This window comes from Streptomyces sp. NPDC048560, from assembly GCF_040650955.1.
Classification (GTDB): Bacteria; Actinomycetota; Actinomycetes; order Streptomycetales; family Streptomycetaceae; genus Streptomyces.
Map to the genome: position 1 here is coordinate 1 of NZ_JBEZIJ010000006.1, position 22457 is coordinate 22457.

A 22457-nucleotide genomic window follows, 5' to 3' on the forward strand; every position below is an offset into this window, starting at 1 on the left:
CCCGTTTCACCGGGGCCCTCCGGGCGCTTCCCTTCGTTCTTGCGTTTCCGACTCTATCAGACTCTTTCGTGTCCGATTCCCGGTCGAAGCGGGTTTCGCTTTCCAGTTCTTCGCTTTCGCGTTTTCCCTTTCCGGCGGTTCCAACCTTACCAGACCCATTTCGTTCCGTTTCCGGTCCGAATTTGATTCCGGCGGCCTGTTGGAGGGCCTTTTGCCTTTCGGCGTGTCCACTACGTTAGCCGATTTCCATGGCTGCTCATAATCGAGCCGATGGGGCGAATTACGGCACGCCGAATTCGCACCCGCCAGGGTGACTCGTAGGTAGTGGTTGGCCGCTCCGAGAAGCCAGGACCCGGTTCGATGAACCGTTCCGACAACAGCATTCGTTCAAGCGGCTCGGACTACATTAGGGGCCGCCAGGTGGCGAGTCAAGTCGCGCGACGGCGGGGCGCGTGGGCCCGGTACCGGCTCACGGTCGGGTCGCCCTCGATCCAGAAACGCCAGGGCTGATGCGCGCCCCCGCCTCCCACGCCCGTGCGCGGACCGCTGCGTACGTGGTCGCGGGGCGGCGGGCTGCCGTGCAGTACATACAGAGGCGAGGACGGGCCCGCGACGACGTCGTCGCCGTTGAGTGCCCTGTCGACGCCGAGGGCCGTGGCGAGACGTGCCGGGCCTTTGGCCAGTTCCATGTCGCTGCGGGCCGAGTGCCTCCGCTTACGGGCCCGCTCCACACCGGCTTCGACGGCGCCGGCCCGGAGCAGGACACCGCTCGCCATACCTTCCGGGCCGCACACGAGATTGAGGCAGTGCCACATGCCGTACGTGAAGTAGACGTACGCGTGACCGGGCGGGCCGAACATGGCGTGGTTGCGCCGCGTGAGGCCGCGGAAGGCGTGCGAGCCCGGGTCGACCTCACCCGCGTACGCCTCCACCTCGGTGAGCCGTACCTCGATGGGTCCGTCCTCCGTCGTACGGACGAGCGTGCGGCCCAGCAGGTCGGGTGCGACCTCCAGTACGGACCTGTCGAAGAAATCCCGCGTCAGCGGCGTGCGTGCCATGCCGTCGGTCATGGCGTCCGAGGGTACTGGGGCCGCGCGTCCGGGAACCGGCTACGGTCGTGGCGCGTATGTAGGGGTCAGGACCAAGAAGGAGAGAACATGGGCTTCAAGAGGCTTCTCGCGAGCATGGGTGCCGGTGGCGCTTCGGTGGAGACCGAGCTGACCGAGCTGAACGTCGTCCCCGGTGGGGTCGTGCAGGGCGAGGTACGTATCCAGGGCGGGTCCGTGGACCAGCAGGTGGAGGCGCTCTCCGTCGGCCTGCAGGCGCGGGTCGAGGTAGAGGGCCAGGACCAGGAGACGAAGCAGGACATCGAGTTCACCAAGCTGCGGCTGGGTGGTGCCCTGGAGGTGAAGGCCGGTGCGGTGCACGTCGTCCCGTTCGGGCTGGAGATCCCGTGGGAGACGCCGATCACGATGTTCGGCGGGCAGCACCTGCGCGGCATGAACATCGGTGTGACGACCGAGCTGGAGATCGCCCGCGCGGTGGACTCCGGTGACCTGGACCCGATCAACGTGCACCCGCTGCCGGCGCAGCAGGCGATCCTCGATGCCTTCGGGCAGCTCGGTTTCGGCTTCCGCAGCGCCGACATGGAGCGCGGTCACATCCGCGGCACGCGTCAGCGCCTGCCGTTCTACCAGGAGATCGAGTTCGTCCCGCCGCAGCAGTACCGCGGACTGAACCAGGTCGAGCTGACGTTCGTCGCGGACGACCGCGAGATGGACGTCGTGCTGGAGATGGACAAGAAGCCGGGGCTCTTCAGCGAGGGCAGCGACTCGTACCGCACGTTCAAGGTCGGTCACAACGACTTCCAGGGCACCGACTGGGTGGCGTACCTCAACCAGTGGCTCGCCCAGGTCGGTGGACAGCGCAACTGGCTCTAGGGTCGGTGGGAGACCGCTGACCGCAGAAGAGCCGATTCAGGAGAGGTGCTGACGTGACCCACTCGAAGAGGGCGCCGCTGCCGCACGATTTCCATCCCGGGGTTCCCCCGTTCACCGTGGTGAGCCAGGACCTGGAGCCGGGGGGTGTGCTCGCGGACGCGCAGGTGCTCGCGGGAGGGAACACTTCGCCGCAACTGCGGTGGGAGGGCTTCCCCGCGGAGACCAGGAGCTTCGCCGTGACGTGCTTCGATCCCGATGCCCCTACGGGCAGCGGGTTCTGGCACTGGGTGCTCTTCGACATCCCGGCGTCGGTCACCGAACTGCCGGCCGGTGCGGGCAGCGGGAAGTTCGACGGACTGCCCGCCGGGGCCGTCCACGTCCGTAACGACTACGGATCCAAGGAGTTCGGCGGAGCCGCGCCGCCGGCCGGGGAGAACCACCGCTACGTGTTCACCGTGTACGCGGTGGACTCCGAGCAGCTCGGTGTGGACAGTGACGTGTCGCCGGCGGTCGTCGGATTCAATCTGCGGTTCCACACGCTGGGCCGTGCTCAGCTCGTCGGTGAGTACGAGGCTCCGGCGAGCTGAAAGTTCCGCCGCTGTTTGCCCTGCCCTGGTCTTGGAGAGATCAGGGCAGGGCATTTTTTAATTGCGTTGTCCATCACGGCCCGCCCAGCCAGAGTTGATCCGGGCCTGCCAGGGGGCGGGCGGCACACGGGAGGTGGGCGAGATGCGGGACACGCTGGTTCTGAATGCGAGCTTCGAGCCGCTGTCGACGGTGACTCTCAACCGTGCGGTGGTGCTGATCCTGACGGACAAGGCCGTGGTCGAGCAGTCGCATCCAGACCTCCGTATGCGCGGTGCCGCCGTCGACATTCCGGTGCCCCGGGTGATCAGGCTGTGCCGGTACGTACGGGTGCCGTTCCGAAGACAGGCCCCGTGGTCCAGACGGGGTGTGCTCATACGGGACCAGCACCGGTGTGCGTACTGCGGGCGCAGGGCGAGCACGGTCGACCACGTGGTGCCGCGTGCCCAGGGGGGTCAGGACTCGTGGCTGAACACGGTGGCCTCGTGCGCCGAGGACAACCACCGCAAGGCGGCGCGGACGCCGGAGCAGGCGGGGATGCCCTTGCTGCGGCAGCCCTTCGTCCCGTCGCCCGCCGAGGCGATGCTGCTGGCGATGGGGGCCGGTGACCGGTCGGCGCTGCCGGAGTGGCTGGAGCGGTCCGCGGCGTAGTCCGGGTGGGCCCTTCGACGTATCGGAAGCCCGCCTCCGGGGGGAGGCGGGCTTCCGCACGTCAGCGGAGCAGCAACTGGACGATGGCGGCCATGCCGACCACCACGATGAAGGCGCGCAGGAAGGCGGGGCTGAGACGCCGGCCCACCTTCGCGCCGATCTGGCCTCCGATGGCCGAGCCGACGGCGATGAGGACGACGGCCGTCCAGTCGAAGTCGGCGACGAAGAGGAAGAAGAGTGCGGCGATGCTGTTGACGACGGCCGCGAGGACGTTCTTGACGGCGTTCAGGCGCTGCATCGTGTCGTCGAGCAGCATTCCCATCAGGGAGAGATAGATGATGCCCTGGGCGGCGGTGAAGTAGCCGCCGTAGACGCTGGCGAGGGTCAGCCCCGTGTAGAGGGCCGGTCCTCCGTCGGGGTGGGGGCGGGTGCCGTTGCGCTCCCGGCGGCGCTGCACCACTTTGCTGATGCGGGGTTGCAGGATGACCAGCACGAGGGCGAGTGCGACGAGGACCGGGACGATCGTCTCGAACGCCGTCGAGGGCAGGGCCAGGAGAAGCGTGGCTCCGGTGAGGCCCCCGATGGCGGCGCCGACGCAGAGTTTCAGTACGCGGCGCCGCTGCCCGGCGAGCTCCTTGCGGTAGCCGATCGCGCCGCTCACCGAGCCGGGGATCAGGCCGAGGGCGTTGGAGACGGTGGCGGTCACGGGTGGCAGGCCGGTGGCGAGCAGGACGGGGAAGGTGATCAGCGTGCCCGAGCCGACGATCGTGTTGATCGTGCCCGCGCCGACACCCGCCGCGAAGATCGCGAGGATTTCCCAGATGGACAAGGCCATCTCCTTCGATGGTCAGTGATGCCTCCCCGCCATGAAGGTCGAGGGGCCGCACTGATCATGCACGAAGGTGGATTCCCGTCAGCTGACGGGGGGTTCCTCGCGGCGCTCCTGGCCGCTGTTGCCGTTGCCGTTGCCGTTGCCGCCGGTGTTGAAGCCGGGGGCGCCGCTGCCGAGGTTGCCGAAGGCGCCGCTGAGGCCCTTCAAGGCGTCGCCGATCTCGCTCGGGACGATCCAGAGCTTGTTGGCGTCGCCCTCGGCGATCTTCGGGAGCATCTGGAGGTACTGGTACGAGAGGAGCTTCTGGTCGGGGTCTCCTGCGTGGATGGCCTCGAACACCGTACGGATGGCCTGGGACTCGCCTTCGGCGCGCAGGGCCGATGCCTTGGCCTCACCCTCGGCGCGCAGGATCGCGGACTGCTTCTCGCCTTCGGCGGTGAGGATCGCGGACTGCCTGATGCCTTCCGCGTTGAGGATCGCGGCGCGCTTGTCGCGGTCGGCACGCATCTGCTTCTCCATCGAGTCCTGGATGGAGGTGGGCGGTTCGATGGCCTTGAGCTCGACGCGGTTGACGCGGATGCCCCATTTGCCGGTGGCCTCGTCCAGGACCCCGCGCAGCGCCGCGTTGATCTCCTCGCGGGAGGTGAGGGTCCGCTCCAGGTCCATGCCACCGATGATGTTGCGGAGGGTGGTGACGGTGAGCTGTTCGATCGCCTGGATGTAGCTCGCGACCTCGTAGGTCGCGGCGCGGGCATCGGTCACCTGGTAGTAGATGACCGTGTCGATGTTGACCACCAGGTTGTCCTGGGTGATCACCGGCTGGGGCGGGAAGGGTACTACCTGTTCGCGGAGGTCGATCCGGTTGCGGATGGAGTCGATGAACGGGACGACGATGTTCAGCCCGGCGTTGAGGGTGCGGGTGTAGCGGCCGAAGCGCTCGACGATGGCGGCACTGGCCTGCGGGATGACCTGGATCGTCTTGATCAGCGCGATGAAGACGAGCACCACCAGGATGATCAGGACGATGATGATCGGTTGCATCGTGTGCCTCGTGCCCTTCGGTTGCCGACGGATCGCGGTGATCTTGGTCGAGATCTCATGACTGTCGAATTCTCATGATGATCGACATCGAGTTTGTCAGAACTCCGGCTGCCGTGCGCGCAGTTCGGTCACATGACGACGGCGGTGGCCCCGTCGATGTCGACGACGTCGACCTGTTGACCGGGTTCGAAGGCCTGGTCGCTGTCGAGTGCGCGGGCGGACCAGATCTCACCGGCGAGCTTGATACGGCCGCCGCTGCCGTCGACCCGTTCCAGCACGACCGCCTGACGGCCTTTCAGGGCGTCGATGCCCGTCGCGTGAGGTGGGCGGGCGCCTCGGTGCCGGGCGGCGATCGGGCGCACCACGGCGATCAGGGCCACGGACACCGCGACGAAGACCAGCACCTGGGCCACGATGCCGCCGCCGAGGGCGGCGACGATCGCCGCCGCGACGGCTCCCGCGGCGAACATTGCGAATTCGGGCATCGCGGTGAGGACGAGGGGGATGCCCAGTCCCACCGCTGCGATCAGCCACCACACCCACGCGTCGATTTCCACATCGTCATCGTAGGACCGCGAGGGCCCCCGCCAACAGGGCGCGGGCGGGGGGCTGTTCCGCCAAGTGTCAGGAGAGCGGCAGTCCGTGGGCCGTGTAGCGGTCGCCGGTGTGCTCGACGACGAGGGGCAGACCGAAGCAGAGGGAGAGGTTGCGGGAGCTGAGTTCGGTCTCCATGGGGCCCGCGGCGAGGACCTTGCCCTGACGGATCATCAGGACGTGCGTGAACCCGGGCGCGATCTCCTCGACGTGGTGGGTGACCATGATCATGGAGGGTGCGAACGGGTCGCGGGCGAGCCGGCCGAGACGGCGGACCAGGTCCTCGCGGCCGCCGAGGTCGAGACCGGCGGCGGGCTCGTCGAGGAGGAGCAGCTCGGGGTCGGTCATCATCGCGCGGGCGATCAGCGTGCGCTTGCGCTCGCCCTCGGAGAGGGTGCCGAACTTGCGCTCCAGGAACTCGGTCATGCCGAGCCGGTCGAGGAATGCGCGGGCGCGGTCCTCGTCGACGGCGTCGTAGTTCTCGTGCCAGGTGGCCGTCATGCCGTACGCGGCGGTGAGCACCGTCTGCAGCACGGTCTGGCGCTTGGGCAGCTTGTCGGCCATGGCGACGCCCGCGATACCGATGCGGGGGCGGAGGTCGAACACGTCGGTGCCCACGCCGCCGAGCTGCTCGCCGAGGACCGTGGCGGTGCCGGTGCTGGGGAAGAGGTAGCTGGACGCGATGTTGAGGAGGGTGGTCTTTCCGGCGCCGTTCGGTCCGAGGATGACCCAGCGCTCACCCTCCTTGACCGACCAGGAGACGTCGTCCACCAGAGCGCGTCCGTCGCGGACCACGGATACGTCCACCAGCTCCAGTACATCGCTCATGAGCGCGTTGTCTCCCCATGCAGTCTCGAGATCGTCGCGTGCCTGAAGGCACAGCTCCCAGGGAAAACCTACGCCACCCCGGGAGCGCTTCAGCCGCTGGGCCGGTGTGATGACGGGCCCGGCGCGCATTCCCTAGGCTGTCGCCATGCTTTCGGAACCACGCTCAGGGCTCTTCGCGGCCTGGGGAAACGCGCTTGTGGCAGGACTCGTATCACCGGACGACGCGGCGCTCGCGATCGTCGGGGAGGACGCGGTGCACCGCGTGGAAGGGGTGCCCGGTGAGGCCGGTCCGGTCGGGCTGACGCTGGCGCTCGGGCGGCTGCGGGCGCTGGGGGCGACCGGTTTCCGGGTCGCGCTGCCGGTGTCGGGGCATCCGCTGGGGCTCAGCGGGCCTCCGGAGTTCAACGCGCGGGCGCTGGAGGCGGAGGAGGCCGTGGTGGCTTCCGGGGTGCCGTACGGGCTCGTGCCCGAGGTACGTGAGGTGGGGCCCGCGGGGGATCTGCACGTCGAGGTGGTGTGGCGCTGCCTGCCGGTGCGGGACGCGCCGCCCGCGGACGTGCCGTCGCTCGGCGAGGCGGAGCGGGAGCTGGCGGAGGCGTTGCGGGATGCGACGGCGGTGCTGGCGCGGCTGGACGTGGCGGGCTCCGGGCCGGTGGCCGAGGCCGCGGTGGACGCGTACCGGGCACGGGCGGAGCGGGGGCGCGAGGTGTTGGCCCCGGGATATCCGCCGCGGGCGGTGCGGGTGCTGGAGCTGGCGCAGCGGGTCGGGCTGCTGGTCTCGGTGGCGTACGAGAACGGGCCGGGCGGTGCGGTGACCGCTGCGGAGATCTCGGCGCGGGGGGAGGCGCTGCGGCCGGTGGAGCGGGTGGCTCGGCGGGCTCAGGTGGCGGCGTACAACGCGTATGTGGAGGAGGGCGAGAGGGGGCGGCGGTAGCGGGTGCGGTGCGCGGCGGGGTGGGTGCCCGGGGTGCTCTTGTCCTCGGACGCCGGACGGGCTTGATCCGGGGCACCGCTCCTGTGCGCGAGATCCGTCCTCGAACGCCGGGCGGGCTGGGGGAATGGGCCCGCCCGGCGGTCTGGCCGACGAGTCGGTCAGTGGTTCACGCCGAAGTTGCCGAACGCCGGGTTGAGCAGGCCGATCACGTTGACCGTGTTGCCCACGACGTTGACGGGGACGTGCACCGGGACCTGGACGAGGTTGCCCGAGCCGACACCCGGGGAGTTGACGGCCGTGCCGTGGGCGCCCGCGCCGTGAACGGTGGCGGAGGCGGCGCCCGCACCGGCGGCGATGATCCCGCCGGCGATCATGGTGACGGCAGCGGCCTTCTTGAGGTTCTTCACTTCTGGCTCCTCCTGGAAACGCTGCGGCCTACCGCCGCAGCACGCCATGGAGAACGCCCGGGAGCCCCACAGGATGCGCCGTGTGGGTGACATACACCCGACAGTATGAATCTTCGGCTATCAGTCTGCCGCCCCGTTACGCACCGCCCATAGTGCCGCCTGGGTTCGGTCCGAGAGGTCCAGCTTCATCAGGATGTTCGAGACGTGGGTCTTGACCGTCTTCTCCGAGAGGACCAGCGCCCGGGCGATCTCCCGGTTGGAGCGGCCGTCGGCGATCAGTCCGAGCACCTCGCGTTCCCGCTCGGTGAGGGTGCTCCCCCGGCCCGTACCGCTGCCCGCGTCGTCCTGGGCGAGGAGTGCCCCGGCGACCTCGGGCTGGAGCAGCACATGCCCCGCGTGGACGGAGCGGATGGCGCCGGCCAGCGCGTCCGGGTCCACGTCCTTGTACACGTAACCCGAGGCTCCGGCGCGCAGTGCCGGGACGACGGTCCGCTGTTCGGTGAAGCTGGTGACGATCAGGACCTTGGCCGGGTTGCCCAGCTCCCGGAGCTTGCGCAGGGCGTCGATGCCGTCCGTGCCCGGCATCTTGATGTCCATCAGGACGACGTCGGGACGCAGCTCCTCGGTCCGGGCGACGCCCTCGGCGCCGTCCGCGGCCTCTCCGACGACCTCTATGTCGTCCTGGACCTCCAGGAACGTACGCAGCCCTCGGCGCACCACCTGGTGGTCGTCCACCAGCAGCACCTTGATGGTCTTGTCAGCCACTGGGCACCTCCATCTCGATCGTGGTGCCCTTTCCGGGCGCCGATTCGACGGTGAGTCTTCCGCCGACGCTGCCGGCGCGGTGGCGCATGGACACCAGGCCGAGGTGACGGCCGGCCTTCCGGACGGCCGCGGTGTCGAAGCCGCTGCCGTCGTCGGTGATCCGCAGGACGGCGCCGGCGCCGTGGCGTACCAGGGAGACGGCGACGTGTGCCGCGCCGGAGTGGCGCAGTGCGTTGTGCAGGGCCTCCTGGGACACCCGGAGCAGCGCCTCCTCCTGGGTGGCGGGCAGGGCCCGTACCCCCGCGCTCTCGAAGGTGACCTGGGCGGTGTGCGCGCGGTCCAGGACCTGGCTCTGGGTCCGGAGCGTGGCGACCAGGCCGTCCTCGTCCAGGGCGGCGGGACGCAGCTCCACGACGGCCGCGCGCAGTTCGTCCACCGCTTCCGCGGCGAGGGCGGCGACCTGCTGGAGCTCGTCCTTGGCGCGGGCGGGGTCCCGGTCGACGAGGGCGGCGGCGGCCTGGGCGGTCAGCCGGAGAGAGAAGAGCTTCTGGCTGACCGCGTCGTGCAGCTCGTGGGCCAGCCGGGAGCGCTCCTCCACGATGGTGAGCTCGCGGCTCCTCTCGTAGAGCCGCGCGTTGGTGAGGGCGATCGCCGCGTGCTGGGCGAGGATCGAGAGGAGCTCCTCGTCCTCGGCGGTGAAGCCGCAGCTGCCCGCCGGTTTGGGGCAGCGCTTGTTGGCGAGGAAGAGCGCGCCGATGATCTCGTCGCCGTCCTGGATGGGCAGGCCGAGGAAGTCGGACATGTCGGGGTGGGCGTCGGGCCAGCCCCCGAAGCGGGGGTCCTCGCGGACGTCCGCGAGCCGCTCGGGCTTCGCCTGGTGGAGCATCGCGGCGAGGATGCCGTGCTGTCTGGGCAGGGGGCCGATGGCCTTCCACTGCTCGTCACTGACGCCGTCCACGACGAACTGGGCGAAGCCGCCGTGGTCGTCGGGGACGCCGAGGGCGGCGTATTCGGCGTCGAGCAGTTCGCGGGCCGAGGCGACGATCGTCTTGAGGACGTCACGCATTTCGAGATGCCGGCTCATGGCGAGCAGCGCGGCACTCACCGCGGCGAGGCCCGACGGTGGGCGATGGCTCATGGGCTCACCGTACCGGCGGGGGTGCGACAGCCGTATCGGGCTGTGGACGGCCGGTCCGCGGGGCGGGGGGACTAGGACTTCCGGCGGGTGGCGGTGGCCGGTCCTAGGACCGGACGGGCGTAGGACGAAGTGCGGGGCACGGGTGCGGCTCGCGGACGAGGCGCGGCGCGGGGGGCTGTTCCTACGTTGGTTTCACCGGGGGCTGCCCGGTGGAGGCCGAGGTTTCGAGGGGACGGTTGTCATGCCGGTCGCGTTGATCACGGGTGCGTCGAAGGGACTGGGGCGTGCGCTGGGAGCGGCGCTCGCGCGGCGGGGATGGGATCTGGTGCTGGACGCCAGGACGGCCGGGGCGCTGGAGGGGACGGCGCAGGAGCTCGGCAGCCGGTACGGGACCCGGGTGGTGGCCGTGCCGGGGGATGTCAGGGACGCGGCGCACCGCGGGGTGCTGGTGGCCGCCGCCGGGGAGCTGGGCGGGCTGGATCTGCTGGTGAGCAACGCGAGTGCGCTGGGGGCCGAGCCGCTCGTACGTCTGGAGGAGCTCCCGCTGGACGGGCTGCGGCTGGCCCTGGAGACGAATGTGGTGGCGGCACTGGGTCTGGTGCAGGAGTCCTTGCCGCTGCTGCGGGCGTCGGCGGCGGGGGCCGTGGTGGTGGTGAGTTCGGACGCGGCGGCCGAGCCGTACGAGACGTGGGGCGGTTACGGGGCCTCGAAGGCGGCCCTCGACCAGCTGGCGGCGGTGCTGGGCGAGGAGGAACCGGGGCTGCGGGTGTGGGCCGTGGACCCCGGGGACATGGGGACGGAGCTGTACGCGGCGGCGGTGCCCGGGGACGACGGCCCGAGGCCGCTTCCGGAGAGTGTGGCTCCCGCGTTCCTCCGGCTGCTGGCGGAGCGGCCGGCGAGCGGCCGTTATGCGGCGGTGTCGCTGCTGGACCCCTCCGGTGCCGGGCGATGACCGCGCTGGAGTCCCTGCGGGTGCCCGAGGAGCTGTCGGCACGGGTTCCGGCCGAGCAGCGGGGTACGGGGCGTGACGACGTACGGCTGCTGGTCTCCCGGGGGCCGCGGGTCTCGCACCACGCGTTCCGGGAGCTGCCCGGGCAGCTGAGGGCCGGGGACGTGCTGGTGGTCAACACGTCGATGACGCTGCCGGCCGCGGTGAACGGGCGGGTGCGCGGTGAGCGGGTCGTGGTGCATTTCTCGACCCTGGGTGAGGACGGGCGGTGGTCCGTGGAGCTGCGGCGGCCGGACGGTGCGGGGGCGACGCTCCCCCGGCACGGCGGGCCGCGGGGGACGCGGGTGCGGCTGCCGGGCGGGCACGGGCTCGTACTGGAGGAGCCGCTGGGGCCGTCGGGGGCGGCGCGGCTGTGGTGGGCGGCGGCGCCGTTCGACGTACCGGAGCTGCTGCGGCGGTACGGGCGTCCCATCCGGTACGGGTACACGGAGCGGGATCAGCCGCTGTCCGCGTACCAGACGGTGTTCGCGGTGCCCTCGCGGGACGGCCGGGGTTCGGCGGAGATGCCGAGCGCGGCCCGGCCGTTCACTGAGCCCGTGGTGGCCTCGCTGGTGCGGCGCGGGGTGCAGTTCGCTCCCCTGTCGCTGCACACGGGTGTGGCTTCGGCGGAGGTGCACGAGCCGCCGTACCCGGAGTGGTTCTCGGTGCCGGGCTCGACGGCGTGGCTGGTGAACGCGGCACGGGCGGGCGGGGGGCGGGTCATCGCGGTCGGCACGACGGCGGTGCGGGCCCTGGAGTCCTCGGTGGGGGCGGACGGGGCCGTCCGGGCGGCCGAGGGCTGGACCGGACTCGTGGTGACGCCGCGGCGGGGCGTCCGTGCGGTGGACGGCCTGCTGACCGGGCTGCACGAGCCGGAGGCCTCGCATCTGCTGATGCTGGAGGCGGTCGCGGGCCGGGAGGCGCTGCGGCACGGATACGCGGAGGCCCTGCGGCGGTCGTATCTCTGGCACGAGTTCGGCGACGTCCATCTCCTGCTGCCCGAGGAGCCGGGAAGGCCAGAAACAGAGCCTCACATTCCGCATTGCTGAAGCAACACATCGTGAGCTCGCCCCATGCCCCATGTGAGCCCAGGCATAGGACCCAGGTCACTTACGAAGTCCACTAGTGGATACAAAAGGGGCATCAATGCTGGAATGAGTGCGGGCAAGACGGGCAGACCGGGCACCTGATCCACTACCCGGCTTCGTACGTCACACCTTTGCCAGGGCATTTTGCTGGAGCTAAGAATTGCGGCTGTCCCCGACGGAGATGCGCAGCGCGGCGCTTCCGTCTCGTCCTCCGTGAGGACACCTGCTATTCGAAGAGGTATGCCTGTATGTTCGCGTCCAGCACCCCCAGCCGTAGCCGTCGTCTGAACAAGACCCAGAAGCTCTCCGTCGCCGGAGTCTCCGCCCTTGGCGCGGCTGCCCTCGCCTTCTCCCTCGTTCCCGCCGAAGCGGGAGCGGAGACCAAGACCCAGGCCCTGTCCGCCGCCCCGGTCGTCTTCGCCTCCGCGGCAGGCGCCCCGCAGGCCAAGACCGTGCAGGCCAGCATCATCGAGCAGCACTCCACCGCCGAGAGCCTGGTGAAGGCCGCCGACGCCGCCCGGGCCAAGGCCGCCGCCGCGAAGGCGAAGACCGCCGCGCAGGCCAAGGCGAAGGCCGAGGCCGCCGCGGACGCCAAGGCGAAGGCCGCTGCCGCCGCGAAGGCCAAGGCCGACGCCAAGAAGCGTTCCGCCGAGGCCGCCAGCCGCAGCGTCGACCGCAAGCCCGTCTACGCCGACAACCTGGACGGCTGGATCCGCGAGGCCCTCGCGATCATGAAGGACAAGGGCATCCCCGGCACGTACAACGGGCTGCACAAGAACATCATGCGTGAGTCCAGCGGCAACCCGCGTGCCATCAACAACTGGGACATCAACGCGATCAACGGTGTCCCGTCCAAGGGCCTGCTGCAGGTCATCAAGCCGACGTTCGACTTCTACCACGTCGCCGGCACGCCCAAGGACCAGTACGACCCGGTCGCCAACATCACCGCCGCGGCCAACTACGCCGCGGACAAGTACGGCTCGATCGACAACGTCAACAGCGCGTACTGATCGGCATCCGAACCTGACCGGCCTCGGCCGGACCGGACATGCGCCGGAGGGCGGCACCCCGTGCGGGGTGCCGCCCTCCGGCGTCCGTGCGTGCGCGGTGGGTGGGCCGGCTGCGCGCGGCCCACCCGTTACTTACGCATGACCTCCGGCTCGTGGCGGCGCAGCAGTCGCGCGACCGCGACGCCGCAGAGGATGCCGATGAACAGCAGCACCGAGATGTTGAAGCCCCACTGGCCGGCCGTGCTCTCCCAGAGCGGGTCCAGGTTGGTGGGGTCCTTCTGGTCCCACGGCGGCATGAGGTGGGCCAGGTCGAGCGTCGAACCGGCCGCGGCGATGGCCCAGCGCGAGGGCATGAGCCAGGCGAACTGCTCCAGGCCGGGCGAACCGTAGACCTGGAAGAGGATGCCGGTGAAGACGACCTGGACGATCGCGAACATGACGAGCAGCGGCATCGTCTTCTCGGAGGTCTTCACCAGCGAGGAGATGACCAGGCCGAACATCATCGAGGTGAAGCCGAGCGCGATGATCGTGACGCAGAGCTCGACGGCCGGCGGCATGATCAGGCCCTCGGCGGGCAGCTCGCGGGTGGCGAAACCGATGCCGCAGATGATCACGCCCTGGATGGCCGTGATCACTCCGAGGACGATCACCTTGGACATCAGGTACGCGGAGCGGGAGAGGCCGGTGGCCCGCTCGCGCTCGTAGATGACCCGTTCCTTGATCAGCTCTCGTACGGAGTTGGCCGCGCCCGAGAAGCACATGCCGACCGCGAGGATCAGCATGATCGTGCCCGCGTCGCCGTTGAACCGGGACGGCGGCGTGGGCGGTGCCAGGCCGAAGTCGGCCGGGATGACCACGCTGACGATGCCGAGCACCGCGGGCAGGATCACCATCAGACCCATGAAGCCCTTGTCGGACGCGATCACCGAGGTGTACCGGCGGATCAGCGTCCACAGCTGCGTGCCCCAGCCCTGCGGCTTCGGCGGGCGCATCTGCTGCGGGGGAGGCATGTGTACGGACTGTGCGGCGACCGCGTCGATGTCCGCGGCGTACATCTGGTAGTGCTGCGAGCCGCGCCAGCGTCCCGCCCAGTCGTAGTCGCGGTAGTTCTCGAACGCGGAGAAGACGTCGGCCCAGCTGGTGTAGCCGAAGAAGTTGAGCGCTTCCTCCGGCGGGCCGAAGTAGGCGACCGAACCGCCGGGCGCCATCACCAGGAGCTTGTCGCAGATGGCCAGCTCGGCCACGGAGTGCGTGACCACCAGGACCGTACGGCCGTCGTCGGCGAGGCCGCGCAGCAGCTGCATGACATCGCGGTCCATGCCCGGGTCGAGACCGGATGTCGGCTCGTCCAGGAAGATCAGCGAGGGCTTGGTGAGCAGCTCCAGGGCCACGGAGACGCGCTTGCGCTGGCCACCGGAGAGCGAGGTGACCTTCTTGTCCTTGTGGATGTCGAGCTTGAGCTCGGCGAGGACCTCAAGAATGCGGGCCTGGCGCTCGGCCTCGGTGGTGTCCGCGGGGAAGCGGAGCTTGGCCGCGTACTTCAGGGCGCGGGTGACGGTGAGTTCCTTGTGCAGGATGTCGTCCTGCGGGACCAGACCGATGCGCTGGCGCAGCTCGGCGAACTGCTTGTACAGGTTCCTGTTGTCGTAGAGGACGTCGCCCTGGTTGGCGGGCCGGTAGCCGGTGAGCGCCTTGAGCAGGGTGGACTTTCCGGAACCGGAGGGGCCGATGACGCCGATCAGCGACTTCTCCGGGACGCCGAACGACACGTCCTGGAGGATCTTCTTGCCGCCGTCGACCGTGACCGTGAGGTGACGGGCGGCGAAGGAGACCTCACCGGTGTCGACGAACTCCTCGAGGCGGTCGCCGACCAGCCGGAAGGTCGAGTGACCGACGCCGACGATGTCGTTCGGGCCGATGAGGGCGGACCCGGACTTGCTGAGCGGCTGACCGTTGACGTACGTGCCGTTGTGCGAGCCGAGGTCACGGATCTCGAAGCGGCCGTCGGGCGTCGCGTGGAACTCGGCGTGGTGGCGGGAGACCTGGAGGTCGGAGACGACCAGCTCGTTCTCCAGCGCACGGCCGATGCGCATCACCCGGCCGAGGTCCAGCTGGTGGAACGTCGTGGGGCTGCGGTCTCCGTACACCGGCTGGGCACCCGGGAAACCACCGGGACCGCCCGTGCCGGGCGCCTTCTGGACGCCCTGCTGGTGCGGGACCTGCGGCGGGGCGTACCCCTGCTGGGCCTGGGCCGGCTGCTGGGGCTGCTGCTGCCAGGCCTGCTGCTGGGGCTGGGCCGGGTCGGGCCCGGCCGGGCCGCCCTGCTGCGGGTGGCCGGGGGCCGGGGCCTGGGCGCCTCCCGCGGCCTGGCCGCTGTAGAGGTCGGCGGCGGCCCCGCTGAGGCTGAGCCGCGGTCCGTCGGTCGCGTTGCCCAGGTGTACCGCCGAGCCGGGCCCGATCTCCATCTGGTGGATCCGCCGGCCCTGCACGTAGGTGCCGTTGGTGCTGCCGTGGTCCTCGATGAACCAACTACGGCCCCCCCAGCTGATCGTGGCGTGCCGCCACGACACCCTGGCGTCGTCGACCGTGAGATCGCCCTGCGGATCACGTCCGAGGGTGTACGACCTGGACGGATCGAGCGTCCAGGTCCTGCCATTCAATTCCAGTACGAGTTCCGGCACTCCGCGCCCCACTAATCGTCCCCCGAGAGACTCCCGTCACAGGGAGTCTAGGGATGCTGAACATCGTGGGGAACTATTCCAGGAGCAGTCGCCGATCGGAAAGCCGGGCGGAGTGAAGAGCCCGGAGAGACCTGTGCCTCCGCACCGTTGACTCGGACGAAACGGGCTCGGACAGTGGTAACCACGCACGAGTACGCACGGATCATGAGCGAATAGGTCAACTCAGGGCATCTCGGCGCAGATTGGGGGGGTCCTGTATGGCTGCGGACACGCGGGCGGGCTCGGGGGCGGGAACGGGGGCGGGAACGGGGCCGGGCGGGCCCCGGGGCGCCGCGGGCCGGGGCATCCCCTGGCCGGACATCGTGCTCGCTTCGGTCGCCTCGGTGAGCTGGGCGCTGGCCGCGATGGCGGGGACGGCGGCCCTGGGCCTGCACCTTCTCGGCGCCGGTTCCGTCGGTGAACTGGCCCCGATGGCCGCGGCGGTGGTGGTTCTGGGGGCCGGCGGCACGGTCACTCCCTCCGGTGACGTGTCGGCCTTCGGGCTCGACGGGGCAGAGGCCCGTACCGCGGTCGACATGACTCCGCTGGGGGTCGGCCTAGTGGGCGCGCTCGCCCTCTCCTACTTCTTCCTGCGCTCGCTGCGGGGTGCGGGCGCGGGCCCTTCCTGGGGCGAACTCGGGGCTCGTGTGGGGGTGATGGTGGCCCTGTTCCTGGCGATGGTGGGGGGACTCGCCTGGGCAGGTCACGATGTCGTGACGATCGACGGGGGCCGGCTGCCGGGGGCGGGTGAGGGCGCCGCCGGCGGTGTGCCGGACGGGCTGGGTGATCTGGGCGGGCTGCTGCCCGACCGGCTCGCCGATCTCGGGCGGGCCGAGGCGCGGGTGGGGTTCGCCGTCGACACCGGGGCCTCACTGGCGGGCGGGGCGTGCTGGGTGCTCGGGGTGCTCGCGATCGGTCTGCTCGCCTCCCGTACACCGCTGCCGGGCGCCGCCGCACGGTTCCACGGGATGGTGCGGCCCGCCGTCTCGGCGCTGGTCGCCGTGCTGCTCGTCGCGGTACTGGCCGGGTGCGCGGCTGCGGCGTACGCGGCGGTCGGTGACGCCCACCCGAAGCGGATCGCGGGAGCCGCGCTGCTCGGGGCGCCGAACGGTGCGTGGCTCGGGGTGCCGCTCGGGCTGTTCGTGCCGTGGGACGGCGAGGCCACGGGAGAGCTGTCCGGGGTGCTCCCGGACCCGTTGGACGAGTTGTTACGAGGCTCCGCGGAGCAGCCGGTGACGGTCGGGAGGCTGGCCGAACTGGACGGCAGGATCTGGCTTCTGGCGCTGGCCTCGGGGATGACGCTGCTGTACGCGGGGGTGCTGGCGGCGGCCCGCACGCCACGTGCGCCGGGGATGTCGGCCGCCGGGTTCGCGGGGCGGTGTGCGGTACGGCTCGGGGGCGTGAGCGCGGTCGCGCTGCCGCTGCTGGTGTGGCTGACCGAGGTGTCCGTGGACGCGTCGCTGTCGGTGCTGGGCTTCGACGCCTTCGGGGCGGGGATCGAGCTTCACGGGCGGGCGGGCGCGGCGGCGGGGCTGGGTGCGGCGTGGGGAGCCGGAGCGGGAGCGGTGGGGGCGGCGCTCGCGTGGGCGGTGGGAGCGGTACCGGTGGCGGGCGGCGGGTATCCGGGGGCTGATCTCGCCGGGCCGTACCGGCCTTCGCTCCCCTACCGGGCGTCGAACCCGGATACGAATCCGTATCTGCGGATACCGGAGGGGATGCATGGCGCGCCGACGGTGATGGGGCGGACCGGGCGTCCCGTGCCGCCGCCACCGGGCCCGGGGCCCGGGGCGCCGCCGGAGGAGTCACCGGGGCGGAGGTGAGGGCGGTGTTCTCGCCCTCCCATGGCCGGCGGGTGCGGGAGGTTGCCCGGACGGCCCTGGCGTGGCGGCCCTTGTCGTGCGGGAGACGGGTGGGGACTGCGGGGAGAGCTGTCCGGGTGGCGGGACAGGGGGCCGGTGCTGCGGGCGGGACCGATACGGTGGGAGCACCATGAGCGCATCTCAGCCACCTCAGTCTCGTCCGTCTCCTGAGTTCCCTGAGTCCCGTCAGGGCATCGACGATCCCACCCTTCTCGTGAAGATCTTCGGGAAGGACCGTCCCGGCATCACCGCCGGACTCTTCGACACACTCGCCGCGTACTCCGTCGATGTCGTGGACATCGAGCAGGTCGTCACCCGGGGCCGCATCGTCCTGTGCGCCCTGGTCACCGCCCCGACCGCGGGCGGCACCACCGAGGGCGACCTGCGGGCGACCGTGCACAGCTGGGCCGACTCGCTGAAGCTGCAGGCCGAGATCATCTCCGGCACCGGCGACAACCGTCCCCGCGGCTTCGGCCGCTCCCATGTGACCGTGCTGGGACACCCGCTCACCGCGGAGTCGACCGCCGCCATAGCGGCCACGATCACCTCGACCGGCGGCAACATCGACCGGATCTTCCGGCTGGCGAAGTACCCGGTCACCGCCGTCGAATTCGCCGTCTCCGGCACGGGCACCGAGGAGCTGCGGACCGCGCTGGCGGTGGAAGCCTCGCAGATCGGTGTCGATGTCGCCGTCGTTTCCGCGGGGCTGAGCCGCCGGGCGCAGCGGCTGGTCGTCATGGACGTGGACTCCACGCTCATCCAGGACGAGGTGATCGAGCTCTTCGCGGCCCACGCGGGCTGCGAGGCCGAGGTCGCCGCCGTGACCGAACAGGCCATGCGGGGCGAGCTCGATTTCGAGCAGTCGCTGCACGCCCGGGTCGCGCTGCTCGCGGGGCTCGACGTGTCGGTGGTGGACAAGGTGCGGGCCGAGGTCCGGCTGACGCCCGGTGCCCGCACCCTGATCCGTACGCTGAAGCGCCTCGGCTACCAAGTGGGGGTCGTCTCCGGTGGGTTCACCCAGGTCACGGACGACCTGAAGGAACGTCTCGGCCTGGATTTCGCGTCCGCCAACACGCTTGAGGTCCTCGACGGGAAGCTGACGGGCCGGGTCATCGGCGACGTGGTGGACCGGGCAGGCAAGGCGCGGCTGCTGCGGAGCTTCGCGGAGCAGGCGGGCGTACCGCTCGCCCAGACCGTGGCCATCGGTGACGGTGCCAACGACCTGGACATGCTGAACACGGCCGGGCTCGGTGTGGCCTTCAACGCCAAGCCGGTCGTGCGCGAGGCCGCGCACACGGCGGTGAACGTGCCCTTCCTGGACACGGTGCTGTATCTGCTCGGCATCACACGTGAAGAGGTCGAGGCCGCCGACGGCCTGATCGACTGAGCGGGTGTACGCAAGGAAGGGCCCCGGTGCGGATGCCGCACCGGGGCCCTTCCCTCGTTCTCCCGCGGTCAGTCGTTCGGAGTCCAGTAGTCGACCAGCTTGCCGACCCCGTGCTCCAGCGACTTCCAGGTGCCGGTGAACTCGATGACACCGTAGGCGGCGGTCGGGAACCCGTCCCGGGCCACCCTCGCCAGTTCGTCCCCGGCGGCAGAGCCCGAAAGCGCGTCCACGGCCGCGTGCATCCCGGGGTTGTGGCCGATGACCAGGAGGTTGTGTACCTCGTCGGGAGTCTCGTTGAAGACGGCGATCAGTTCGCCGAGCGAGGCGTCGTACAGCCTCTCCTCGTACACGGTCCTGGGACGGTGCGGGAACTCGTGGACCGCGAGCTTCCAGGTCTCACGCGTCCTGACGGAGGTCGAACACAGGGCCTGATCGAAGTCGATGCCGGAATCGGCGAGCTTGCGGCCCGCGACGGGCGCGTCTTTGCGGCCGCGTTCCGCCAGCGGCCGCTCATGGTCGGATTCCTGCGACCATTCCGCTTTGGCGTGCCTGAGAAGGACGATCCTGCGAGGTGTATCGGCGCTCATACACCTCAGCTTCGCACGAAATGTGCCGCCGGGCGCAGGGTGTTGACGTGCTGCCCCGGTCCGGGTGAATCACTCGAACGGCCCACCGGACGGGTGTCAGCGGGAGAGCAGGGCCATGATGTGCGCGAGCAGCCGGCCGAGTGCCGGATCGCCGGTGGCGGCGCGCGCCTCGCCCGGTCCCACGATCAGTAGCAGGAGGGCGGCGAACGCGAGCGCGGGCAGCGCGACGGCCCACCAGGGCAGCCGCACCTCGATGCCGTCCGACGGGGGCGTGGTGGACCGGGTGTGCGTACGGGCCGGCATGTCGCCTCCGTGGGTGTTCGGTTCGGTACTCAGAACCTACGGACCCGGCGGCGCCGGTCACATCCGGTGACCCACCCACTTCACCCTGACCCTGTCCCCCTAGGGGATGGTGGGGCCAGCCCCACCATCGGAGCCTCAGGGTGAGGCGATGGAGGCGATCACACCGATGATCACGGTGATGAGCAGCATCGCCCCGAAGACGAGGAGGAGCTTCTTCTGGCCGTTCTGGGGGTTCGGGTCGAGCACAGGAGACATGGCTCCAGTCTCGCATCTCAGCATTCGTCCTCGATGGTCCGGTCCCGTCCGGCGAGCACGCCCGCGGCCATCTGCGGCAGCATGAGCGCGGCCATGAGCGCGATCGGCAGCTCCCAGCCCCCGCTGTGCTGGTAGAGCACGCCGACGAGCAACGGTCCGGGGATGGAGATCAGATAGCCGGTGGACTGCGCGAAGGCCGACAGCCTGACGACGCCCGCGCCGGTGCGCGAACGCATGCCGATCATCGTGAGCGCGAGCGGGAAGGCGCAGTTGGCGATGCCGAGGAGCAGCGCCCAGACCCAGGCGCCGGCGGCGGGCGCCAGGTAGAGCCCCGCGTAGCCGATGAGACCGCAGATGCCCAGGAAGACGGCGATGGGGCCCTGGTTGCGCATACGGGAGGCGACGCGGGGGATGACGAAGGCGAGGGGTACCCCCATCGCCATCGTCACCGCGAGCAGGAGGCCGGCGGTGCCCGCCGGGACTCCGGCGTCGCGGAAGATCTGCGGCATCCACCCCATGGTGATGTAGGCGGCGGTGGCCTGGAGGCCGAAGAACGAGGCGAGGGCCCAGCCGGTCCTGCTGCGGGTGATCCGGAGGACCGGGGCGTTCCGCTGCTGGTGGGCGGTGGGCTGTCCGGGCGCGTTGCCCCGGTCCCGTACGAGGAGGATCCACGGCAGGACCGCGACGGCCGCGAGCCCGGCCCAGACCGCCAATCCGGCCTTCCAGCTGCCGCCGAGCGCCTGCGTCATGGGCACGGTGAGCGCCGCGGCGAGCGCGGTGCCCAGGGCCAGGGCCATGGAGTAGAGGCCGGTCATGGTGCCCACGCGGCCGGGGAACCAGCGCTTGACGATCACCGGCATCAGGATGTTGCTGACGGCGATGCCCATGAGGGCGAGTGCGCTGGCCGCGAGGAAGCCAGCCGTGCCGCCGGCGAAGGGGCGGATCGCCAGGCCCGCGGCGATGGCCACCATGCCCGCGAAGACGACCGCGCCCGCGCCGAAGCGGCGGGCGAGGCGGGGCGCCATGACGCCGAAGAGCGCGAAGCACAGGGGCGGTACGGAGGTGAGGACACCCGCGACGCTGCCGCTCATGCCGAGCCCGTCCCGTACCTCTTCGAGGAGGGCGCCGAGGCTGGTGATGGCGGGGCGGAGGTTGAGCGCGGCGAGAACGAGTCCCGCCATGACCAGTCGCAGGAGCCACGGGGAGGGGCCCGTGGCGGGCGCCTCGGGCAGCGGGTCGAGGCGCGTCGTCTCCGGGCTCAGGGTCCGTGTCTCGTCGTCGGGCATGTGCCCATCATAGAATCATGGGATGATTGGTTGTCCAATCCCGAACAAGGAGCACCATGGCGCTGACGTCTCCGCGGCGTTCGGCACTCGCCGACCAGGTGATTGCCCAGCTGAGGAACCAGATCACGTCGGGCGAGTGGCCCGTGGGGTCGCGGATCCCCACCGAACCCGAGCTGGTCGAACAGCTCGGGGTGGCCCGCAACACCGTCCGTGAGGCGGTGCGCGCCCTCGCGCACAACGGCCTGCTGGACATCCGGCAGGGCTCCGGCACGTACGTCGCCGCCACCAGTGAGCTGGCCGGGGTCATGCACCGGCGCTTCGCGTCCGCCGATCCGCGCCATGTCGCCGAGCTGCGCTCGACGCTGGAGTCGTCGGCGGCCCGGCTGGCCGCCGTCCGGCGCACGGACCGGGACATGCGGCAGCTCGACGCGCTGATGGCACGGCGTGAGGAGGCCTGGGGCACGGGCGACGCCGAGGCCTTCGTGGCGGCCGACGCGACGCTGCATCTGGCCGTGGTCGCCGCCTCGCACAACGACTTGCTGACGGAGCTGTACGCGGATCTGGGTGATCTGCTGCGCGACTACCTCCGCGACGACGTCGGCCCCGAGCTGCGGCCCGAGAAGCACATGGACCACGCACGGCTGGTCGAGGCGATCCGGGCGGGCGACGCCGAGACGGCGGCGGCGGAGGCCGCGAGCCACGCGCTGAACTGCCTGGTGGACCGGCCCTGAGGGCTGTACGTAACCCCTGGCGGGCGCACGACGACAGCTACGGCACCTCGCCGTGTCGTCGGAACGCCCGGATACATCCAGTACGCGGACGTCCCTCCGCCTTGCGATGCACCGCATCCGACGCCGCGCGCTGATCCACCAGGGATTACGGGAGAGCCCCTAGCCCGGGCGGTGGCTGACCCAGGCCGACGCGACCTCTTTCCAGCAGCGGTCGTCGAGCCGGACCGTCCGGCCGGGCTCCACCGCGACCGCCTCGCCGTCCGCGTCGACGTCCCACCAGCGGGTGCACTCGGTGTGCAGCTGCACCAGGTCGATGGAGGGGTACGGGTTGTGGCAGTACGCGATGACCCGGGAGCCCTCGACCGACGTACGGCATTCCGAGCCCGCGGGCTCGGGGGTGGGGGCGAGGGGGGCGGCGGCCCCGGAGCCGGCCCGGTTCGCGGCGTACACACCGACGGGGGTGACGAGGCCGGCGACGGCGGCCGAGACAGCCAGCAGGGCCGAGGTTCGGCGACGCGTGGGGCGCAC

The 22457-nt window shown here is 70.7% G+C and carries 24 protein-coding genes; 10 read left to right on the forward strand and 14 right to left on the reverse strand.

Annotated elements, in window-relative coordinates; genetic code table 11:
* Nucleotides 1–428 precede the first annotated feature (428 nt).
* Nucleotides 429–1070: a DNA-3-methyladenine glycosylase gene (locus AB0C82_RS17165; protein ID WP_362842115.1), complete on the reverse strand. Its 642-nt coding sequence runs from the start codon at nucleotides 1068–1070 to the stop codon at nucleotides 429–431.
* An 87-nt stretch (nucleotides 1071–1157) separates the two neighbouring features.
* Between AB0C82_RS17165 and AB0C82_RS17170 the strand changes: the two genes are divergently transcribed.
* From AB0C82_RS17170 to AB0C82_RS17180, 3 genes are all read left to right on the forward strand, one after another.
* Complete coding sequence (locus AB0C82_RS17170; RefSeq protein ID WP_362842117.1) at nucleotides 1158–1940, forward strand: sporulation protein; 783 nt, start codon at nucleotides 1158–1160, stop codon at nucleotides 1938–1940.
* 53 nt (nucleotides 1941–1993) lie between these two features.
* Entirely contained in the window at nucleotides 1994–2527 is a 534-nt protein-coding gene (locus AB0C82_RS17175) for a YbhB/YbcL family Raf kinase inhibitor-like protein (RefSeq protein ID WP_362842120.1), read from the forward strand.
* 142 nt (nucleotides 2528–2669) lie between these two features.
* A complete protein-coding gene (locus tag AB0C82_RS17180; protein WP_362842123.1) occupies nucleotides 2670–3176 on the forward strand; it encodes an HNH endonuclease in 507 nt (168 codons plus the stop codon).
* 61 nt (nucleotides 3177–3237) lie between these two features.
* Here AB0C82_RS17180 and AB0C82_RS17185 read toward each other — a convergent pair whose 3' ends face one another.
* The 4 genes from AB0C82_RS17185 to AB0C82_RS17200 all read right to left on the reverse strand — a co-directional run bounded on the left by AB0C82_RS17185 (nucleotide 3238) and on the right by AB0C82_RS17200 (nucleotide 6471).
* On the reverse strand, nucleotides 3238–4005 hold the full coding sequence (locus AB0C82_RS17185; RefSeq protein WP_362842126.1) for a sulfite exporter TauE/SafE family protein: 768 nt from the start codon (nucleotides 4003–4005) through the stop codon (nucleotides 3238–3240).
* Between the two features lie 84 nt (nucleotides 4006–4089).
* On the reverse strand, nucleotides 4090–5049 hold the full coding sequence (locus AB0C82_RS17190; RefSeq protein WP_362842129.1) for an SPFH domain-containing protein: 960 nt from the start codon (nucleotides 5047–5049) through the stop codon (nucleotides 4090–4092).
* A 128-nt stretch (nucleotides 5050–5177) separates the two neighbouring features.
* Nucleotides 5178–5606 (reverse strand): NfeD family protein, encoded by a 429-nt coding sequence (locus AB0C82_RS17195; protein ID WP_362842132.1) that lies wholly within the window; start codon nucleotides 5604–5606, stop codon nucleotides 5178–5180.
* Between the two features lie 67 nt (nucleotides 5607–5673).
* On the reverse strand, nucleotides 5674–6471 hold the full coding sequence (locus AB0C82_RS17200; protein WP_362842135.1) for an ABC transporter ATP-binding protein: 798 nt from the start codon (nucleotides 6469–6471) through the stop codon (nucleotides 5674–5676).
* A 145-nt stretch (nucleotides 6472–6616) separates the two neighbouring features.
* Between AB0C82_RS17200 and AB0C82_RS17205 the strand changes: the two genes are divergently transcribed.
* Nucleotides 6617–7405: a hypothetical protein gene (locus AB0C82_RS17205; RefSeq protein WP_362842137.1), complete on the forward strand. Its 789-nt coding sequence runs from the start codon at nucleotides 6617–6619 to the stop codon at nucleotides 7403–7405.
* 158 nt (nucleotides 7406–7563) lie between these two features.
* On the opposite strand, the gene AB0C82_RS17210 is transcribed toward AB0C82_RS17205, so the two are convergent.
* The 3 genes from AB0C82_RS17210 to AB0C82_RS17220 form a co-directional block, all read right to left on the reverse strand.
* On the reverse strand, nucleotides 7564–7812 hold the full coding sequence (locus AB0C82_RS17210) for a chaplin family protein (RefSeq protein WP_362843133.1): 249 nt from the start codon (nucleotides 7810–7812) through the stop codon (nucleotides 7564–7566).
* A gap of 120 nt (nucleotides 7813–7932) precedes the next feature.
* Nucleotides 7933–8577 (reverse strand): response regulator transcription factor, encoded by a 645-nt coding sequence (locus AB0C82_RS17215; protein ID WP_362842140.1) that lies wholly within the window; start codon nucleotides 8575–8577, stop codon nucleotides 7933–7935.
* The gene (locus AB0C82_RS17220) at nucleotides 8570–9715 is read right to left on the reverse strand and encodes a GAF domain-containing sensor histidine kinase (RefSeq protein WP_362842142.1); all 1146 of its coding nucleotides are present in this window, start codon (nucleotides 9713–9715) and stop codon (nucleotides 8570–8572) included. The genes AB0C82_RS17215 and AB0C82_RS17220 overlap by 8 nt, the downstream gene beginning before the upstream one ends.
* A 241-nt stretch (nucleotides 9716–9956) precedes the next feature.
* Here AB0C82_RS17220 and AB0C82_RS17225 point away from each other — a divergent pair, with 241 nt between their 5' ends.
* From AB0C82_RS17225 to AB0C82_RS17235, 3 genes are all read left to right on the forward strand, one after another.
* Complete coding sequence (locus AB0C82_RS17225) at nucleotides 9957–10667, forward strand: SDR family NAD(P)-dependent oxidoreductase (RefSeq protein WP_362842145.1); 711 nt, start codon at nucleotides 9957–9959, stop codon at nucleotides 10665–10667.
* The gene (locus AB0C82_RS17230) at nucleotides 10664–11752 is read left to right on the forward strand and encodes an S-adenosylmethionine:tRNA ribosyltransferase-isomerase (RefSeq protein ID WP_362842148.1); all 1089 of its coding nucleotides are present in this window, start codon (nucleotides 10664–10666) and stop codon (nucleotides 11750–11752) included. The genes AB0C82_RS17225 and AB0C82_RS17230 overlap by 4 nt, the downstream gene beginning before the upstream one ends.
* 287 nt (nucleotides 11753–12039) lie before the next feature.
* On the forward strand, nucleotides 12040–12801 hold the full coding sequence (locus AB0C82_RS17235) for a transglycosylase SLT domain-containing protein (protein WP_362842150.1): 762 nt from the start codon (nucleotides 12040–12042) through the stop codon (nucleotides 12799–12801).
* Between the two features lie 128 nt (nucleotides 12802–12929).
* Here the strand turns inward: AB0C82_RS17235 and AB0C82_RS17240 are convergent, their stop codons facing one another.
* Nucleotides 12930–15494 (reverse strand): FHA domain-containing protein, encoded by a 2565-nt coding sequence (locus AB0C82_RS17240; RefSeq protein WP_362842153.1) that lies wholly within the window; start codon nucleotides 15492–15494, stop codon nucleotides 12930–12932.
* A 392-nt stretch (nucleotides 15495–15886) separates the two neighbouring features.
* On the opposite strand from AB0C82_RS17240, the gene AB0C82_RS17245 reads away from it, so the two are divergent.
* The gene (locus AB0C82_RS17245; protein ID WP_362843136.1) at nucleotides 15887–17341 is read left to right on the forward strand and encodes a streptophobe family protein; all 1455 of its coding nucleotides are present in this window, start codon (nucleotides 15887–15889) and stop codon (nucleotides 17339–17341) included.
* A gap of 169 nt (nucleotides 17342–17510) precedes the next feature.
* Entirely contained in the window at nucleotides 17511–18767 is a 1257-nt protein-coding gene (gene serB / locus AB0C82_RS17250; protein ID WP_362842156.1) for a phosphoserine phosphatase SerB, read from the forward strand.
* A gap of 68 nt (nucleotides 18768–18835) precedes the next feature.
* Here serB and AB0C82_RS17255 read toward each other — a convergent pair whose 3' ends face one another.
* From AB0C82_RS17255 to AB0C82_RS17270, 4 genes are all read right to left on the reverse strand, one after another.
* Nucleotides 18836–19354, reverse strand: coding sequence for a histidine phosphatase family protein (locus AB0C82_RS17255; RefSeq protein ID WP_362842159.1), 519 nt, complete (start codon nucleotides 19352–19354; stop codon nucleotides 18836–18838).
* Nucleotides 19355–19450: 96 nt separating this feature from the next.
* On the reverse strand, nucleotides 19451–19657 hold the full coding sequence (locus AB0C82_RS17260) for a hypothetical protein (RefSeq protein WP_362842162.1): 207 nt from the start codon (nucleotides 19655–19657) through the stop codon (nucleotides 19451–19453).
* 135 nt (nucleotides 19658–19792) lie between these two features.
* Nucleotides 19793–19903, reverse strand: coding sequence for an SGM_5486 family transporter-associated protein (locus tag AB0C82_RS17265; protein ID WP_256669232.1), 111 nt, complete (start codon nucleotides 19901–19903; stop codon nucleotides 19793–19795).
* 26 nt (nucleotides 19904–19929) lie between these two features.
* Nucleotides 19930–21198, reverse strand: a complete 1269-nt coding sequence (locus AB0C82_RS17270) for an MFS transporter (protein WP_362842165.1) — start codon at nucleotides 21196–21198, stop codon at nucleotides 19930–19932.
* 56 nt (nucleotides 21199–21254) lie between these two features.
* Between AB0C82_RS17270 and AB0C82_RS17275 the strand changes: the two genes are divergently transcribed.
* The gene (locus AB0C82_RS17275) at nucleotides 21255–21929 is read left to right on the forward strand and encodes a FadR/GntR family transcriptional regulator (protein ID WP_362842167.1); all 675 of its coding nucleotides are present in this window, start codon (nucleotides 21255–21257) and stop codon (nucleotides 21927–21929) included.
* 159 nt (nucleotides 21930–22088) lie between these two features.
* Here the strand turns inward: AB0C82_RS17275 and AB0C82_RS17280 are convergent, their stop codons facing one another.
* Nucleotides 22089–22457 carry a hypothetical protein gene (locus tag AB0C82_RS17280; protein ID WP_362842170.1) on the reverse strand — a complete coding sequence of 123 codons (369 nt, stop codon included), beginning with the start codon at nucleotides 22455–22457 and terminating at the stop codon, nucleotides 22089–22091.

Excerpts from the sequence above, each read along its gene's own strand:
- AB0C82_RS17165 (WP_362842115.1), bottom strand. The coding sequence starts at position 1,070 with ATGACCGACGGCATGGCACGCACGCCGCTGACGCGGGATTTCTTCGAC.
- AB0C82_RS17170 (WP_362842117.1), top strand. The coding sequence starts at position 1,158 with ATGGGCTTCAAGAGGCTTCTCGCGAGCATGGGTGCCGGTGGCGCTTCG.
- AB0C82_RS17180 (WP_362842123.1), top strand. The coding sequence starts at position 2,670 with ATGCGGGACACGCTGGTTCTGAATGCGAGCTTCGAGCCGCTGTCGACG.
- AB0C82_RS17190 (WP_362842129.1), bottom strand. The coding sequence starts at position 5,049 with ATGCAACCGATCATCATCGTCCTGATCATCCTGGTGGTGCTCGTCTTC.
- AB0C82_RS17200 (WP_362842135.1), bottom strand. The coding sequence starts at position 6,471 with ATGAGCGATGTACTGGAGCTGGTGGACGTATCCGTGGTCCGCGACGGA.
- AB0C82_RS17205 (WP_362842137.1), top strand. The coding sequence starts at position 6,617 with ATGCTTTCGGAACCACGCTCAGGGCTCTTCGCGGCCTGGGGAAACGCG.
- AB0C82_RS17220 (WP_362842142.1), bottom strand. The coding sequence starts at position 9,715 with ATGAGCCATCGCCCACCGTCGGGCCTCGCCGCGGTGAGTGCCGCGCTG.
- AB0C82_RS17225 (WP_362842145.1), top strand. The coding sequence starts at position 9,957 with ATGCCGGTCGCGTTGATCACGGGTGCGTCGAAGGGACTGGGGCGTGCG.
- AB0C82_RS17230 (WP_362842148.1), top strand. The coding sequence starts at position 10,664 with ATGACCGCGCTGGAGTCCCTGCGGGTGCCCGAGGAGCTGTCGGCACGG.
- AB0C82_RS17235 (WP_362842150.1), top strand. The coding sequence starts at position 12,040 with ATGTTCGCGTCCAGCACCCCCAGCCGTAGCCGTCGTCTGAACAAGACC.
- AB0C82_RS17245 (WP_362843136.1), top strand. The coding sequence starts at position 15,887 with ATGGCGGGGACGGCGGCCCTGGGCCTGCACCTTCTCGGCGCCGGTTCC.
- serB (WP_362842156.1), top strand. The coding sequence starts at position 17,511 with ATGAGCGCATCTCAGCCACCTCAGTCTCGTCCGTCTCCTGAGTTCCCT.
- AB0C82_RS17255 (WP_362842159.1), bottom strand. The coding sequence starts at position 19,354 with ATGAGCGCCGATACACCTCGCAGGATCGTCCTTCTCAGGCACGCCAAA.
- AB0C82_RS17260 (WP_362842162.1), bottom strand. The coding sequence starts at position 19,657 with ATGCCGGCCCGTACGCACACCCGGTCCACCACGCCCCCGTCGGACGGC.
- AB0C82_RS17270 (WP_362842165.1), bottom strand. The coding sequence starts at position 21,198 with ATGCCCGACGACGAGACACGGACCCTGAGCCCGGAGACGACGCGCCTC.
- AB0C82_RS17275 (WP_362842167.1), top strand. The coding sequence starts at position 21,255 with ATGGCGCTGACGTCTCCGCGGCGTTCGGCACTCGCCGACCAGGTGATT.